Annotated in this window: 14 protein-coding genes; 7 read left to right on the top strand and 7 right to left on the bottom strand. The window is 39.5% G+C overall.

Going from position 1 to position 16797, the window contains the following annotated elements; genetic code table 11:
• Positions 1 to 33: 33 nt before the first annotated feature.
• Positions 34 to 1341, bottom strand: coding sequence for an LA_0442/LA_0875 N-terminal domain-containing protein (locus EHO65_RS01140; protein ID WP_425269313.1), 1308 nt, complete (start codon positions 1339 to 1341; stop codon positions 34 to 36).
• Between the two features lie 137 nt (positions 1342 to 1478).
• Here EHO65_RS01140 and EHO65_RS01135 point away from each other — a divergent pair, with 137 nt between their 5' ends.
• Together EHO65_RS01135 and dinB are read left to right on the top strand one after the other, a co-directional pair.
• Positions 1479 to 2255, top strand: coding sequence for a ComF family protein (locus tag EHO65_RS01135; protein WP_244243393.1), 777 nt, complete (start codon positions 1479 to 1481; stop codon positions 2253 to 2255).
• Positions 2256 to 2297: 42 nt separating this feature from the next.
• Positions 2298 to 3401: a DNA polymerase IV gene (dinB, locus tag EHO65_RS01130; RefSeq protein WP_135772413.1), complete on the top strand. Its 1104-nt coding sequence runs from the start codon at positions 2298 to 2300 to the stop codon at positions 3399 to 3401.
• 1 nt (position 3402) lies between these two features.
• Here dinB and EHO65_RS01125 read toward each other — a convergent pair whose 3' ends face one another.
• The 4 genes from EHO65_RS01125 to EHO65_RS01110 form a co-directional block, all read right to left on the bottom strand.
• Positions 3403 to 4152 (bottom strand): hypothetical protein, encoded by a 750-nt coding sequence (locus tag EHO65_RS01125; RefSeq protein ID WP_135772412.1) that lies wholly within the window; start codon positions 4150 to 4152, stop codon positions 3403 to 3405.
• Between the two features lie 105 nt (positions 4153 to 4257).
• Positions 4258 to 6123, bottom strand: coding sequence for a RecQ family ATP-dependent DNA helicase (locus EHO65_RS01120; protein WP_135772411.1), 1866 nt, complete (start codon positions 6121 to 6123; stop codon positions 4258 to 4260).
• Between the two features lie 15 nt (positions 6124 to 6138).
• Positions 6139 to 8076, bottom strand: a complete 1938-nt coding sequence (mnmC1, locus tag EHO65_RS01115; RefSeq protein WP_135772410.1) for an FAD-dependent 5-carboxymethylaminomethyl-2-thiouridine(34) oxidoreductase MnmC1 — start codon at positions 8074 to 8076, stop codon at positions 6139 to 6141.
• The gene (locus EHO65_RS01110; RefSeq protein ID WP_244243392.1) at positions 8073 to 9062 is read right to left on the bottom strand and encodes an LIC10647 family lipoprotein; all 990 of its coding nucleotides are present in this window, start codon (positions 9060 to 9062) and stop codon (positions 8073 to 8075) included. The genes mnmC1 and EHO65_RS01110 overlap by 4 nt, the downstream gene beginning before the upstream one ends.
• Before the next feature lie 100 nt (positions 9063 to 9162).
• Here EHO65_RS01110 and dusA point away from each other — a divergent pair, with 100 nt between their 5' ends.
• The 4 genes from dusA (at position 9163) to EHO65_RS01085 (ending at position 14262) form a co-directional block, all read left to right on the top strand.
• Positions 9163 to 10212, top strand: a complete 1050-nt coding sequence (dusA, locus tag EHO65_RS01100; protein ID WP_135772408.1) for a tRNA dihydrouridine(20/20a) synthase DusA — start codon at positions 9163 to 9165, stop codon at positions 10210 to 10212.
• 47 nt (positions 10213 to 10259) lie between these two features.
• The gene (locus EHO65_RS01095; RefSeq protein ID WP_135772407.1) at positions 10260 to 11201 is read left to right on the top strand and encodes an MBL fold metallo-hydrolase; all 942 of its coding nucleotides are present in this window, start codon (positions 10260 to 10262) and stop codon (positions 11199 to 11201) included.
• Between the two features lie 257 nt (positions 11202 to 11458).
• Positions 11459 to 13168 (top strand): 7TM-DISM domain-containing protein, encoded by a 1710-nt coding sequence (locus tag EHO65_RS01090; protein ID WP_135772406.1) that lies wholly within the window; start codon positions 11459 to 11461, stop codon positions 13166 to 13168.
• An 83-nt stretch (positions 13169 to 13251) separates the two neighbouring features.
• Positions 13252 to 14262: a cytochrome-c peroxidase gene (locus tag EHO65_RS01085; protein WP_425269312.1), complete on the top strand. Its 1011-nt coding sequence runs from the start codon at positions 13252 to 13254 to the stop codon at positions 14260 to 14262.
• A gap of 177 nt (positions 14263 to 14439) precedes the next feature.
• Here the strand turns inward: EHO65_RS01085 and EHO65_RS01080 are convergent, their stop codons facing one another.
• Positions 14440 to 15087 carry a hypothetical protein gene (locus EHO65_RS01080; RefSeq protein ID WP_135772404.1) on the bottom strand — a complete coding sequence of 216 codons (648 nt, stop codon included), beginning with the start codon at positions 15085 to 15087 and terminating at the stop codon, positions 14440 to 14442.
• 134 nt (positions 15088 to 15221) lie between these two features.
• Here EHO65_RS01080 and EHO65_RS01075 point away from each other — a divergent pair, with 134 nt between their 5' ends.
• Entirely contained in the window at positions 15222 to 15452 is a 231-nt protein-coding gene (locus EHO65_RS01075) for a hypothetical protein (RefSeq protein WP_135772403.1), read from the top strand.
• 38 nt (positions 15453 to 15490) lie between these two features.
• Here EHO65_RS01075 and EHO65_RS01070 read toward each other — a convergent pair whose 3' ends face one another.
• The gene (locus tag EHO65_RS01070; protein WP_135772402.1) at positions 15491 to 16774 is read right to left on the bottom strand and encodes a citrate/2-methylcitrate synthase; all 1284 of its coding nucleotides are present in this window, start codon (positions 16772 to 16774) and stop codon (positions 15491 to 15493) included.
• Positions 16775 to 16797 lie beyond the last annotated feature (23 nt).

Genomic DNA, 16797 nt, shown 5'->3' with positions numbered 1-16797 from the left:
GGCAATAATTTAATTTTGTAAAATTAATTTGAATTATTGAGAGAACTCAAATCGTTTCAGCACCCCAAATTCCAAAGAAGAGGACCTACTCGCCGCAGGTACGGATTTCGCAACGGCATCGACCAAAAAATTATTAAGAACGATCGTATCTATCGAGGGTGGAAATTTTGCGTCTCCTAATCCTTGGAATCTTTGTTCTGTAGAATTTATCGAATATTTCCATTCGAACAATTGTATCCCCACCCAAAAGGAAAGTGTAGGAGTTAAACGATAGAATAGTTTATTAGAAAAATTGAATCCTTTTGCTGTCCATATTGTAGTTATATCGGATCGGTAATAATCAAAGAAAGTGCCATCTGTAGTGGCGGTAGTGTTGACTGCGCTAACGTACTGCGTCCCAGTAAGAGATAAATAATGAAGTTCGATCCGGTTCTCCCATCTTTCTCCGAATCGAATTGTCGTTTTTATCCCAACCGAAGGTCCTTTTAAAATCTCCAAAAAATCATAATTAAGTTTCATTGCCGATGCTAATGAGTTCGCATAATATTCGTTAGCTGTAGTGTTATTATCTACCGTTTTACTCCAGAATTGTGAATATCCGAAACTGGGTCTTATATCCACTCTTTGATTACTAAAAGCCAAATAAGAGACATCTAACTTCAAAGAATTTTGCTTTTCAGGAAACGTTCCCTTAAATTCCTGAATGGCAGAATTTCCCGCATATACCACCATTCTCTCTGAAGTTGTTCCTCCAAAATGAATGGAAGATAATCCGAATGCGAATTTTTTCCAGTAATAGATTGCTCCCATACTATAAGCAAGGCCCCGCTTATAGGCAGGATCGTCTACCTGCATAGGAGTTCCACCGAGCAGGTTGCCAAACGTTGCGCTTACATGGTCAAAATAATTTTCTGTAGCAGGCCGATAAGTTCCCAAACCTGCTCCAAAATAGATCTCTAGATCTTTTCTTTTAGTTTGGTCGATCGCATAAGGGCTTGCGTTTTTATCTATTTCCGGCTCGGATTTTTTAGTCGGTTCCGGGGTTGGGGCAGGAGGTTCTTCGACAACTGTAGTTTGTTGTTTTAATTTTTCTTCTGATTCTTTCTTTTCTTGTACGGTAGGTTCTTTATAGCTAACTCTTTGGATCTCTTTTTTATTGAGTTGTTTGATCTTCCCGTCTTCCATTTTGATCTGCATTGTGGTCGCAGTCTGTTGGATGACTTCTCCCCGTAAGATCTGTCCATTCCTCATATAGATTGTTTGAAGTTCCGCAAACAGTTCGACTAACGGGAAAAATAATAAAACACTTAATAAGCAGATTCTTATGTTGGAACTTCCCATAACGTTGGCTATTAGAACGAAGTTTATTAGATAGGCAATAACTTATTAAATCTGAATAAATAAAAGGTGTTCCAATTCGGTATCCCTTTGAGTGGGGAAGCTTTACAATTAGCCGGTTAGATCTTTAAGATTACCCGTTGGGAAAAAATACGCGTGGTGAATTCCATTTAACACCTGTTTATTTTATGAGATCTTTATTCTTTCTCCGACTCTTGGATTTTTTCTTTCCTTTACATTGTGGAATTTGCGGAAGAGAAGACTTTTTTTCCTTAAAAATTGGTCTTTGTAAAAGATGCGCGAATGCGACTCGAACTTTCGAGCCCGCTTATAGATGTAATATCTGCTCTTCTCCTTTGTCCAATTCCTCCGATGTTTGCGGATTCTGCGATTCCAGAAATGTATTCTTTACGAGAGTGTTCAGTCTCAGGGACAGAAATGATCTGTTAGGAGAATTATTAAACAAGCTGAAATCAAATAATGAGTATCCGGTTTCGATTTTCCTTTCTTTGGGAATCAGAAGGACCTTGAGAGAGCTAAAAACTTTGAACATGGATGCTTGTATCCTTCTACCCAGTTATTCAAATGGTAAGATTTTTAATTCGGATCTTAGGCCATTCTCTCCGAGTAGCAGATTGTATGAAGAAACAAGAAGAATATTAAAAATTCCTTTAATAGATCCGTTAATGAAGACAAGCTCCGAAAGACAGGCAGGTAAAAGTTTTTCTGAAAGATTTTTTCATGCGTATTCTGCTTGGGAAATTAAACCGAACTGGAAGGATCGTTGTCCTTCTAAGATATTATTATTGGATGATGTTTTTACTACCGGCGCAAGTGTGAACGAGGCCTGTCGGATTTTAAAGAAGAATGGTACAAAGTCGGTCTATGTTTTAACCTATCTCAGGGTTTCGGATTAAACTTGACTAATCTATATATCCGTTTAGTATAGATAGAAGAAGATGATTCGAAAAATTCTACATGTGGATATGGATGCATTTTATGCTTCTGTAGAACAAAGAGATAACCCGAGTTATCGGGGCAAGCCAATCATTGTCGGAGGTCCTCCGGATTCCAGAGGAGTGGTATGCGCTGCAAGTTATGAAGCAAGGAAATTCGGAGTTCGATCTGCGATGCCTTGCTCTCAAGCGGCAAGACTTTGTCCCCCCGGGATTTTTGTAACTCCTCGATTCGAAGCATACAGAAAAGTATCTTCAAAGATCAGACAGATCTTTTTAGAATACACAGACCTCGTGGAGATGCTTTCTTTGGATGAGGCATTTTTAGACGTTACTCAAAATAAGAAAAATATCCCTTATGCAAGCGAGGTTGCAAAAGAGATCAGAGAAAAAATTTTCGAAGAGACTCAATTGACTGCATCCGCAGGAGTTTCCATCAATAAATTCTTAGCCAAAATTGCAACTGACCAAAACAAGCCGAATGGAATGACAATTGTTCGACCGGAACAAATCGAAAAGTTTATAGACTCACTAGATGTTTCCGTATTTCCGGGGATCGGAAAAGTTACATTAAAAAAAATGCATGCACTTGGGATTAAAAAAGGAAAAGATCTAAAAGAAAAAAGCCTCGAGATGTTAGGTCAAAATTTCGGCAAATCAGGGCGTTGGTTCTATGCAGTATGTAGAGGTTTGGACGATAGGCCGGTAGAACCTTACAGAGAAAGAAAATCTTTAGGTGCAGAATCCACTTTTGCCAAAGACCTTGAAAATAGTTCCGAGATATTCAGGGAACTTGCGGATATTGCCGAAGAGTTGGAAAGGAGACTTTTACAAAAACCTTTTCCAGGAAAAACAATCACACTTAAAGTGAAATTTTCAGACTTCACCCAAAAGACCAGAAGTATTACCGAAGATTATTCCTTTCTGGACAAAAATGAGCTATATCGGATCGGCTCTAAACTTTTGGAAGAATTCATATTAGAATCCGGTAAATCTATTTTTCCGATCCGTCTTTTAGGTTTAAGCCTATCTCATCCAGAAAGTTTGTCTAAAAATTCGCAGATCAAGACAGAAGACGAAGAGGATTTGTTTCCTTCTCTATTCTAAATTATTTAGAAGTATCTCCGTCTATCCCGGAAGGTACCAAATTTGCGATCCCCTGTCTAAGATTTGCCCATTCTTGTCTGCATTTTTTATCAGAATCTTTCTCTTCATTATAATGTGACATGGATCTTCCCGCTGCAATACCCGCTAGTTTAGAATTATCGAATATTTTCCAGGCTATACTTAAAATGAATAAACCTACGAACGGAAGTGCTATCTTCAGGATCCCATGATGTTTGGAATCCATTATAGAACCTAAAAACGTACATATGGATCCGATACTGAACAGATACCAACCTATATAAAAATAATCTTCTGCGATCTCTGAGGCATTATTGATCATATATCTACAAAAAGATCCGTCCATCTCTACCAATTCTTTTTTTCCGGATGGTAGAAGGTTTTCTATAAACGGTTTTTCTAATCTAGATTTTCCTAAATAAGGTTGGATCTCTAGGAATAAATTAATCCCCAAATACAACATTCCAATGAAGAAAATTATAAAGAATGGTCTGTATAAAAGTTTGGTCCTTTCCGTGGATCTATATAGTTCTAATTCTGATTCGGGGATTCCCATCTTTTTGGAAATCCTATCTTTGTATTGTTGGAAGGCTAAGTTATCCATGAAAGGGATATAATCCGTAGCGGGTAGAGAATCCTTTGTTTCCTTACTTTGGAGCCAAACATTCACTTCATTTAAAGCTTTTGTTTTAGAAACCTTGAAATAAGGAAAGATAAGGCGGATCAGAAACATATTGTTTTCCTAATGTATAAAATTCGCAAATGGATTGGCTGGTCAGATTAGGAAATCTTTAAGAACTAGGCAAGGCGATTTTCGGGGCTCGGAAAGCGGAAAAGGTTAAAACTTCTCTAAAATAGCTAAAATTTCTTTCCCATATTGTCTAACTTTGGCTTCTCCCATACCTTTGATCGCCATTAGGTCTTCCAGACTTTCCGGTTTTTGGGAAACAATCCTGACAAGTACCGGATTTTGAAGCACCATAAATTTCTTCCATTTATTACGTCTTGCGATCCTATCTCTGAAATTTTTGAGTTCGTTCAGAATGAGTTTGTCCCCGCTAAGAGGTATTTTTTTGCGAGGTTTATCAGGATCGTCAAAAGATGGTTTAGGTTTTCCGAATGCAGTTAGATAAATTTTAGGATATTTATCCCCTTTGACTGAAAGTTTTTTGACCTTCTGCCAATCTTCCAAAAGTTTGAGAATAGATTCTTCTGGAATATGTTTTAAAGAAGAATAATATTGCGACTTATCCAATCTTCTGCGAAGTATATCCTTCGATTTTGCACCTCTTAATGTGCCTGCAATGATCTTTTTGCCGAATTTTGCCGGATATTCAGATATCAATCCTTCCACAGATTTGATCTCGTCCGGATCAAAAATATGAGATTCTTTTTCCTTCTTCTTTTCGGCCTTTAATCTTTCCCTTTCGGTATAAGCAAGCCTTGCAGAATGAGAAGAGGCAGAGTCCGCGCAAGTATCGCAAGACCCACAATTAGAGATTTCTTCTCCGAAATAATCGCATAAGATTTTTTGTCTGCAGTCGGGAGAGCTTACGTAAGATTTTACATGAGAGAGTAGGGTTTCTCCCCCCTTATAGTTTGCTTCCTTAGATAAAAGAAAACTCTGGACGCTTAGATCGCCAGGTAAGAAGAATAATACACAATCGGAATTTTTACCGTCTCTACCGGCTCTTCCCGCTTCTTGGTAATAACTTTCTAAAGAAGAAGGTACCTGATAATGAAGGACTAATCTTACATTAGGGCTATCTAATCCCATTCCAAATGCATTTGTGGCTACGAGTATATTCGTTTTTCCTGATGAATATCCTTCTTGTGCTTTTTCCCTGCTGGAATCGGTCCTTCCTGCGTGGTATTTTCCTGCTTTATATCCCGATTTGCGGAGAAGTTCATAAATTTCATCGACTTTTGCACGAGTAGAACAGTAGATGATTACTTTTCCAGAAACCGACTTTTGAAAATTACCTTTTTCTAATATTTCTAAGAGTAGATTCTCTTTTTCTCTTTCTGAATCCGGATATAATACCGAAAATTTCAAATTCTCTCTGGCATAGGTTCCTTGTACATGTAAAGGGAGTTTTAATCCTAAACTATCCGATATATCTTTTTTGACTCGGTCTGTCGCGGTTGCAGTAAGAGCAACCCAGGGAGTTCCTTCTTGTAAATAAGAACGCAAAGTATGAAGTTTTCTGTATTCAGGCCGGAAATCATGTCCCCATTGAGAAACACAATGTGCCTCGTCTACTGCCATTAAACTCACTGGAAGTTTTGGAAGTAGATTCAAAAATGAACGAGAAACTGCTCGTTCAGGAGAAATATATAATATTCTAATCTTCCCCGTTGCAGCAGAAGATAGAACTCTGACTTGTTCCAGATCATCCTGAGTAGAATTACAATAAGCTGCCTGGATGCCTCTTGCTTTTAGCCCGTCCACTTGATCTTTCATTAGAGCAATCAATGGAGAGATTACTATCGTAAGAGAATTTGCCTCGGCGAAGGAAGGTAATTGGTAGATGAGAGATTTTCCGCCACCTGTAGGAAGAATTGCGAGTACATCCTTTCTTCCTAATAACGCTTGGACAGCTTCCCATTGGCCTTGCCTAAATTGAGAAAACCCGAAATGGGTATGTAGGATCTTTTTCCAATCCTCTATCGAAGAGGAGACTGTTCCAGTGTTTGCTGACAAGTTGAAACTTCTTCCTTAATCTTGATTTCGGATCTTGCGGTATAGAAATCTTGACGGATGCAGGGAAGAGTACAAGCTATTTTCGATAGATAAAGGTTCGTTTAAAAGAATCTCCGCCAAAATTTCCCCTCCCAATAGGGAAGTCAAAACTCCCCTGGATCCCAAACCGCCGAACACAAACAGGTTTTTTTGCGGTTCTAAAAAAGGGAATTCTTTCTTTCGGTTTTTTGGAAGACTCATACCTGAGTATATTTTTCGAAAAGGTTCCGGAGAATGGACCGGACCGATGATTGGAAATCGATCCGGAGTTTGGGATCGTATCCCGACAAAGTCGGAACGAACCTTGATCTGCTTCCAGTGAATGCCTTGGAATGTATTTTGAGAGTATTCTAAAATTTCTTCCCTATCTTTGGCCCTTATCTTCGGATCTAAATCGAATTCATCAAAAGTGGAACCGTTTACTCTAATTCTGTTCTTAGAAGGAGTTAGATATTTTTCTCCTACATAGATCGGATCTTTTTCGGAATCTATATTCGGATCTTCTAATATTTCTAATTGCCCTCTAACGGATCTAAGGGAGAAGGGGGACTCTTTCCATAAACCTTGCAATAGACTTTCTATCCCGAAAGAATTTGCTAAGATCAAAACTTCCGTTTTACTTAAAATTTCTTTGTTTTCGGAAAATAATGTCCATTCTTCTTTTTCAAAATGAATTGATCCGACTTTTCCTTGTTTGAGAAAAATATTCGGATGATCTAAAAGTTTTTCTATTAAGACCGGAGTGTCTGTCCAAAAGCCGGAAGGATAATAGATACCTTTTGTATCTTCAGAAAAGTTTTTTCCAAGTTCCGGTTTTAGCTCCGCTAATTCTCTGGATAAAGAATGTACCTTTACACCTTCTTCCAATCTTGCCCAAGGAAGGTCTTCTCCAGCAAGTTGTAATGTGCCGGAAATTTGGTAAGAATCCTTGGACAAAAGATCGGAATAACGGCGGATGGAATTTCCGAGACAACGTAGAGTCCATAAACTAGTTGGAGTTTCTCCTTTGGTAATATGAGGATGAGAAACTGCCATCGGTACAGAAGATGCGCGTAACGCATTATGATCGTCCCAAACTTCTATCTGAATTCCCCTCCATGCGAGTGCTCTTGCAATACTTGCTCCCGCAAGTCCCGCTCCCAGGATGGATACTTTCTCGGGAATTTTAGAAGTGGATATTCTTCTTAAGAATGGAATTGGATTTACATCAGCGACTGGTTCGGACTCATATACTCCTACCAACATTTCTCTTTTTCTTCCATAACCTGGGACTTTGGAAAGAGTGAAACCTGCACCGCTCAAACAATCTTTAACGGATCTTGCTACAGTGAATGTAGCAAGGCTTGCATTCTTATTAGAAAGTCTTTTGAGTTGAAGAGAAATATTTTCTCCCCAGAGTTCCGGGTTTTTAGAAGGAGCAAATCCATCTAAGAAGAATGTATCGAATTTTCCGGAAGTTTCCGGAAGAAGTCGAATTGCATCTCCTATCCATAGATCCAAGACCAGACTTTCTTTTTCGAATAAGAAAGTATTACATCCAGGAACGAGCAGCTTATATTTTTCTAAAAATAATTCGAGTTGTTCGGAAAGTTCAGGAAAAGCGGAAATAGCTTTTCGAATATCATCTCTTTCTAATGGATATTTTTCGAAGGACGTAAATCGAAGAACTTTTTGTTTAGATCTGTTTTTACAATTTCTCCAAAGTTGCCAGGCGGCAAAAAAGTTTAAACCGGTCCCGAATCCTAATTCTAGAATGGAAAAAGTATGATGCGCTTCGGAGGAAGTTAATCTTTCTTCTAATCTGTTTCCTTTTAGGAAAACATGCCTGGTTTCTTCCAATCCGTTTTCTGGAGAAAAATATATGTCGTTGAATTCTCTGGAAACGGGGGTGCCGTTTTCTTTCCAGTCAATCATCCTGGATTTTCCGTTTCGGTTTTAGTATCTTCTTTAGGAGGGAGGCCCGCGGAAGGAAGGTTTTTTAAAGGAGGATAGGCCGGACCTTCTTCTTTTTTATGAGGTTCTTTCGAAAGTTGCAATTCTTTTCTGACTCCCATTCTGTAGGTAGTCATGTTCATATAAAGAGATGGAGCAGGTAATCCGTTTGCAGTCGTGACTTGATTTCTGATATTCATACCTTTCCCATCCAGATCCCCGAAGCTTGTTACCTCTAAAAACACATATGCATTATAAAGGATAGTGTCCGGAAAGTATTGGCCTATATTATATTCAAATAATAAACGAAGTCCTTTTAATTCTTGGAGTTGGTTCTTGACGCTCGAGATCCTTTGTTCTCTTTCTATAATGTCCATTCTATAGACAGCGAGGCCATATATTGGCCCAACACCAAAGTTTACATTCTTCCCTTCATAATAGCCTAGATAAAGTGTGAAATACATCTGATAATCTTCGTATGTGTATTCCATATTTCTTCCTAATTGAGGAGGAAGAGGGAAGAGTTGATTGGAAACATATTCATCAAATGCAAGATAACGTCTTCCGTCATCAGGATAATTGATCAAATTTCCTCTATATGTTCTGGGAGAAGTTAGATTGAAAGACCAGGCGAGTCCGCTTAAGAAAGAAAAAAATCCTTTGATATCTCGAGTGCCGGGGATCCTACTAGGAACTGATCCGATGGAATAAAATGCGCGAGTGGTAGTAGAATCTCTACTGACAATGCTTGTATCTACATCAGATCCAGGAACGCTGAACTTACTAATAGGTATCCCTTGGACATTGGATGGATGAGTAAAAAAATCCAAGGCGGTATATTCCGCACCCGCATTGATAATGATCGAGTCCAAGATCCCGCTCATACTTTTACAAGAGGAGAGGATCAGAAATAGGCAGCAGATTATGGTTTTTAAGAAAAAATCCGGATTTAGTCTCTTTGAATCCATCGCCTATAACCAAATTGAAACGGCCGGAAATCAAACCAAGTCCATTTCATGGGGCTTGACTGCTCACACCGAAAACCGAGGATCGTATTAGTCGAAGTATATGTCTTTCGAAAAAAAACAACCGATCCTATACCCGGTATCCGTAGCCCCAATGATGGACTGGACGGACAGGCATTTTCGTTTTTTCTTAAGACTGATCACTAAACATTCACTATTCTATACTGAAATGGTGACTACCGGCGCCATCTTAAGAGGAGACAAACATAGATTCTTACGTTTTTCTCCGGAAGAATCCCCACTTTCTTTGCAGCTAGGCGGCGACAATCCATCTCAACTTGCAGAATGTGCTAAGATTGGCGAAGAATATGGATACTCGGAGATCAATCTAAATGTGGGATGTCCGAGTGACAAGGTCCAAGTAGGAAATTTCGGAGCTTGTTTGATGAAGGATCCGAATAAGGTCGCAGATTGTATCTCTGAAATGGATTCCAAAACTTCCATACCTGTTACAGTTAAATGTCGTATCGGTGTTCGCGGAAAAGAAACATTAGAAGATTTGCATGAATTCGTAAGATCTGTAAGCGAAGCAGGCGCAAGAAGGATCACAATACATGCAAGAATTGCAATATTGGAAGGCTTAAGCCCTGCTCAGAATAGAACTGTTCCTCCATTACGTTATGAGGATGTATATTCCATCAAAAAAAGTTTTCCGGATCTTGTGATAGAGTTAAACGGAGGAGTCAGATCTATTTCAGATATACATTCCCATTTGGATAAAGTTGACGGAGTTATGATCGGAAGGGCAGCTTACGAAAATCCATTTTTATTCTCAGATGTAGATTCGGAATTTTTCGGGGCAAAACCTTTAAATCTAAGTTATAGAGAGATTTTCGAATCTACGCAGGAATATGTTTCCTCTCAAACAGCATTGGGTGAAAAACCGAGTCGGATCTTAAAACATTTGCTTGGAGCATTTCATGAGGTCAGAGGTGCTCGCTCTTATCGCAGGATTCTCACAGAAAAAATGTATTCCAACCCTAGTCCTAAATTACTTTTAGAAGCCTTGGAGTCTATTCCTGACGAATACTTGGATCGTAAATTAGGAAATTCGAAAATTGAAACCAAAGATGCCGATCATCTGGTGGTTTAATTAGAGGATACTCGTCTAACTACTGCATACTATTTGCGGAGAAACTTTTGGATAAGATTCGGACCATAGATTGCGGATATGTGGAAGCAGGGCTTGCCTGCGCTTATCTGATCGTGGATGGTAACAGGGCCACATTCGTTGAAAATAATACGAATAACGCGGTTCCACTTTTATTAGAAGCATTAAAAGAAGAAGGGCTCGGCCCTGAGTCCGTGGATTATATTATAATCACTCATGTTCACTTGGATCATGCAGGTGGAACAGGAAAGCTCGTCTCACTTTGTCCAAATGCGACTGTACTTGCTCATCCAAAAGCTGTGCCTCACGTAATAGATCCTACTCGTTTGATCAAAAGTTCCATCCAAGTATATGGAGAAGAGAATTATTTTAAGTTGTACGGTGAGATTCTTCCTGTACCAAGTGATCGAGTTAGGACCATGAGCGAGGGGGAAGAGTTAATCTGGCAGAAAAGAATATTCAAATTTTTGCATACGAGAGGACATGCGAACCATCATTTTTGTATTTATGATTCTTTGACAAACGGGATTTTTACAGGAGATACATTCGGGATCGGTTATACATTATTTAGAAAAGGAAAAGATTCTCTTTTATTCCCTTCTACTACCCCGACTGATTTCGATCCGGAAGAAGCGATCCTTTCCGTAGACAAGATACTTGCAACGGGTGCGGATAAGGCTTATCTAACACATTTCGGAGTTTGGGAAGATATCCGTTCTGGAGCTTCTCAAATGAAAGAAGGTCTTAACGTTATGAAAAACGTTCTGATCTCTGCGGAAAAGACAGGTTTAGAAGGAGAAGCCTTGGTTTCCTTCTGTGAGGGTAGGGTTCGTTCTTATTTGGAAGACCAAATCCGTATTCGTGATCTTCCTTTTGGAGAAAAAGAGGAAAGATTTATAGGGTTCGATTCTCAGATCAATGCCCAAGGGATTGCGTTTAAGATAGAAAGATCTAGGAAGAGTAGGAAATAATTTTCCATCCCTTAAGTATCTATTTTAATCCTTCTAACTCAAAGATGAGAATCCAAAATAGTCTAGTAATACTTAGGCGAAGTTTTTCATTTGCTTTCCCTGTTTCGAATCTTTTGAATATACATGTGGACATAACCTCGAAAGGATCCGAAAAGAAAAAAAAACTAGCATTCCTTCTTTGTGCCTTCTTCCTTTTAATCTCTTGTTCTACAAAATCTTCCGAAAAAACCCCGCTCCTTTACAAAGGAAGTATAGACATGAGTACAACCAGTCATTGGGGAGAAATTTATCCCCTCAAAGGAGATTGGGAATTCAGTTGGGGAAATTTATACTCACCTAATATGGGTTATGTGGAAAGTGGACAGTACTTTCCTGTTCCGGGAATTTGGAGAGATTATTCTCCTGAGTTTACCTGGCAAGGACATGGTTCCTATAGATTAAAGATCCATAAAACTCCCGAGCAAAAAAATCTAGCCATCTATGTGCCAAGGATCCCTGGCGTATATTCGGTATATTTCGGAAAAAAGATGATCTTTGCAAACGGGATCAATGGAACTAGTAGGCTTGATACTGAGTTCTTAGCACATCCAAATGCGCAGATCTATTTATTGGATTCCACTGATACCGAACTGATCGTAAATGTTTCGAATTATAGGGGAAATTTCCTGAAAGGTGGGATACGTAATCCATTCCTGATCGGAGATATAGATGCTTTAAAATCTAAAGTGGTCCGGGAAACGATTTGGGAAACACTTTTAGTTGCGATCATATTTTCAGTCGGTTTGTATCACCTGATCTTCTTCGCGTCGTATCGAAAAGATTTGGTGCCGTTATTTTTCTCATTATTTTGTTTCTTAGTAGCCTTCTATTCTTTCGTTACTTCCGGACTCCAATATATCCTTACCCCTGAACTGACTTTAGATCTTCGGATCAGAATGGAATATTTCTGTGAAGCATGTTTGGTCCCTTCCGTGTACATGATCCTAAGGACAATGTATCCGAAACAATTCGGACACAAATGGATGATGATATTAATGAGCACGATGCTCATCTTCGTACTTTCCGTTTTTATATTGGGAGAAGAAGAACTTATTTATCTATATTCCTTCTTCATGCATGTTCCTCCTTTTTACACAATCGTTCTTTTAGCAGCATTAGGATATGCTTGGTGGCAGAAGGAAGATAGAGCCAGAACAGTATTTCTTTCTGGAATGATACTTGCGGTTTCTATGGTAAATGACGTTATCTGGGGATTATACGAAATTTACTTCCTGATCCCATATAGTTTCCCCGCTGCGCTTGTAGGATTTATCGCATTCAATTCTTATATTATATCATTAAGATTTACGAAAGATCTGGAGAAGGCGGAAACTTTTGCAGAATTACAATCCAAGTATAATGAGCAACTTAGATTAAACGCCGAGGAAAAAGCAAAATATGCTACCTTAGTGGATCAATCCATGGATAAGGGATTTCATTCCCTTATCGATCAACTGGAATCAAAAGAAAGTTCCGACAAATCACTTTCTAAACTCAAAAACGAACTCAACCAAACTCTCTCAGGAGTTCGGGATATTTTGGATCTCATGCATCATCAGGGTGGAAAAGAGGAATTAGTAGAAGATGAAATGAGAAAGTTCGTTTTGAAAAACCCGTTATTCTCTCATTCAGAGATCCAAAATGTGTCTCAATTTTTGAGAATAGACGAATGCCTACAGGTCCAAAGGATCTTCTCCGACGCGGTAACGATAGGTGCGAGAAGGTCCGGTGAATCTAAAATATTCTGGGGGAAAGAAGGAGATTCTATATTACTTAGGGTACAGGCAATAGGAGTTTCAGAAACAAAAGAAGAACCTTCTTCTCTTTTGGAAGCAGACCTGAAAGTGAGGGCCGAAAAGTTGGGAGCAAGATTTTTCCTAATGAGTGAACCTGGAAAATTCGAATTCGAGCTAAGATTGCACTCTTGATTTAATTTTTCGAAAGAGAAATCGGATTCTTCCGAAAAAGAGTTGTCTCTAATTCACGTTAGAGGATTCTACACAAGATTAGAATGATTCTAATCTGTGGTGATGAAAAAATGAAGAATACACAAATACTTTACGTGGGTCTAATTTTGGCCCTTGTCTCGGCATGTGGTCCATCCGAGAAAACAAAACAGCTCATGCAAGACGCGAAGACTTCCTTCGGGATCCTTCCGGAAAAAATGCCAGGTTCCGAAAAGGATACTCCGGCTAAGATTGCTTTAGGCGAAAAACTTTATTTCGAAAAACGTCTTTCTATCAACGATTCACAGTCCTGCAGTTCCTGCCACGGGACTTTAGGAAAGACTGCTGGAGTCGATAATCTTCCTACTTCTCCAGGTGCTCTTGGAAAAAATGGAGATCGGAATTCTCCTACATCTCTGAACGCAGGATTTCATTTCGTTCAATTCTGGGATGGAAGAGCGGCTGACCTAAAGGCTCAGGCAAAAGGACCGATCTTAAACCCAGTGGAAATGGCTATGCCTTCCGAAGCAGCAGTAGAGAAAAAACTGTCTGAAATCGCAGAATACGTGGATCTGTTTGCAAAAGCATTCCCGGACCAGGACAAAAAGATTACCTATGACAATTTGGCAGAGGCGATTGCTGCGTTCGAGAGAACTTTGATTACCAGGGACCGTTTCGATGAATTCCAAGCTGGAAATCATAGAGCTTTAACTTCTGAAGAGCAGAAGGGACTGGAAACTTTCCTAAGCGCTGGATGTATCCAATGCCATAATGGGCCTCTTTTGGGAGGAAACAGCTTCCGTAAACTAGGACAAGTAAATCCTTACGAAAATACTACCGATGTCGGAAGATCTGCAGTGAGTAAGAACGATGCTGAAAAGTATTTCTTCAAAGTTCCGTCTCTTAGAAATATAGCCTTAACCGCTCCTTATTTCCACGATGGAAAGGTGGCAACCCTACCAGAAGCGGTGAAAAAAATGGCATATTTGCAGCTTGGAAAAGAGCTTTCCAGCGAAGAGGTAGATTCGATAGTATCTTTCTTGAAGGCATTATCGGATAAAAATCGGTCTAATTAATTAGATCTCAGATCAACGAACTTACAGAATTGAAACCTATTCAGACCGGCTCCGAAAGGAGACGGTTTTTTTTTGTTTTTGGAGACGCAGAGTTTCAATAGGCACAGGGAGATTCTCACACAGAGACACAAAGCCACTAAGAGTGGATTGGAGGAAACTTTGTCTTAGGCAGAAAGACTAACGTGTCTTTTTCTGATCCTTTGTATCTGGAACAACTTTGTTAGTTGGTTGGGTTTCTGTAGGAGGGATGGTCTTTAAGAATTCCTTTAATTTTGCCAGCTTCTTTTCTTTGATGATGAAGGTCAAAGGAGACGATCCGGAATACAAACGAAGTAGAAACTGATTGGATTCTAAGATTAGGCCTTCCTGTTCTTTTGTAAATTGAAAGATCCCCTTAAGTTGCTTACTGACGTGGACCCCACTATAACTCTCTTCCTTCCCTGTTGCAGGATCTTTTCGGGTGCCAGAATACGCTTCTCCTTTGACATTGACAGACATCCCCTCAAGCTTAACATTAAATTTTCTTTCATCGATTTTAATAAAGCTATCCTGCTCGAGATCGAAACTTTTTTCAGGGGCGGTTATGATGAACCGAACAACAGTAAACGGTTGGATTTTGGAGTCAGTAAACTCTCTACTTATTTGAAAGTTCACATTGAATAATTCTGGCTCTTCGCAGCGAAAGGACCACAATTTCAATTGAACAATTTGAGAGTTTTTAAATTCATCTTTATTAATTTTAATCTCTCCCGCTCCGGCACAGCTGAAAAAAGCAATAAATGTAAGTAGTAATAAACTGATAAATGTGCAATTACGTAGATTCATATTCCATCCATTTCAATATTCGTTTTACGTTATAGGAAATCGAGCATGTAGATCAAGAAAATATTATAATGGAAAACGGTTCCGTACCTTGACAAGAAGTAGATCTGGGTTCAAAATACTGCGTTGAGATCGAGATGAAGCGAATATATTTATTACTGGGGATTTTCCTAAGTATCGCCTGTGCCTTGGTAGGCGATGCGGAAGAATCTAAAACGAGGCAAGAGCTTCGAAAGGATGATCTCACCCGGGACGCCTACTTGGCTGTATGCGCAAAGTTAGACGATCCGGGTGATCCTCAAAACCTGAGTGCAATCGTTTGTACTGCTATAGTATGCGACCAGTTCGATTGCGACTTAGGTTTTTAAAGGTAGAGTCTCGGGCTTAAAGAGCCTGGGACAGGCTCTTATCTTTCCAGGATTTGTCTGTATTTCCTGTGAGTCTCACCTGTAAAGATCTGGCGAGGACGGACTTTATGAGATGCATTCACACCGATCCTTTGTTCTCTCCAGTGAGCCAACCAACCTGGGAGTTTACCGATCGCCTGCATTGCAGTGAAAAGTTCTTTAGGAATCCCTAAACTATGGAATAGGATCGCGCTATAGAACTCTAAATTAGGATACAGATTTTTTTCCAGATAGAATGGATCTTTGCTTACGAAATCATCCACTTGCAAAGCGATCTCTGCGATTGGGTCCAACTTCTTCTGCTTATAAAATTCAGAGAATAGTTTTTGAGCGATTGTAGAACGTTTGCTCTTCACCTTGTATGCATCGTGACCGAAACATGTGGAGTGAAGTTGGGATTCTCCCTTTTTGAATCTTTCGAAAAACTCAGGAACCGAAAGTTTAGATTTAATAATATCTTCGATCAATTCGACTGCTGCAACTTGTCTTCCACCTTCTCTGGAACCCCAAAGTGCGTTGATCGCGGAAGAAACGGATGCGAATATATTTGCCTGAGTGGAACCGATCAACTGAACGGTAGTGTTCGAAACATTCTGCTCATGGTCTGCGTATAAGATCCAAAGTTGATTTAAGATCCTATCATGCTCTTCTGACGGTTGGTATTTAACCGACGGAATGGAGAAAAGCATATATAAGAAATTTGTACAGTATGGATGACGATCCACCGGATAAACGAAAGGTTGCCCGATCATTTTTTTATAAGAGAATGCTGCGATTGTTCTGATCTTAGCTAAAAGTCGAGCTGCTTGGTCAATTCCTCGATCCAAGTATTCTTCGTATTCATCTTGGTAATAACTGGATAAGGAAGAAACCATCACGGAAAGAACCGCAAGTGGATGAGCTCTTCCTGGGAAACCATCGAATAGATTGATCATATCTTCGTGGATCAAACTATGTTTGGAAAGTTTCATGGAGAATTCTTTTAACTGCTTTTCGCTCGGAAGATCTCCATAAATCAGCAAATAGCTGGTCTCAACAAAGGTGGAATAATGCACTAATTCTGCGACATCATAGCCTCTGTATTGTAAATCTCCAGTCATAGGGTCTCTTCTGGAAATTTTACTCTGGGCATATGCAGTATTAAAAAAACCGGGATCGTAAGAAGTAAGTCCCGTCTTAGTATGCAAATCTCTAATATCGATTCCTTTATTCCCGTCAGTTCCGGTGATTACTGGAAGACGGTGGACCTGGTCTCCGAATTTCAACTCTACGAAATCGCTCATACCGATAGGAAACAGGGGAAGGG

This window comes from Leptospira andrefontaineae (genome assembly GCF_004770105.1).
In the GTDB taxonomy this organism is placed as follows: Bacteria; Spirochaetota; Leptospiria; order Leptospirales; family Leptospiraceae; genus Leptospira_B; species Leptospira_B andrefontaineae.
Note: the sequence above shows the minus strand (reverse complement) of the source record. Positions and strands in the feature narration are given on the sequence as shown.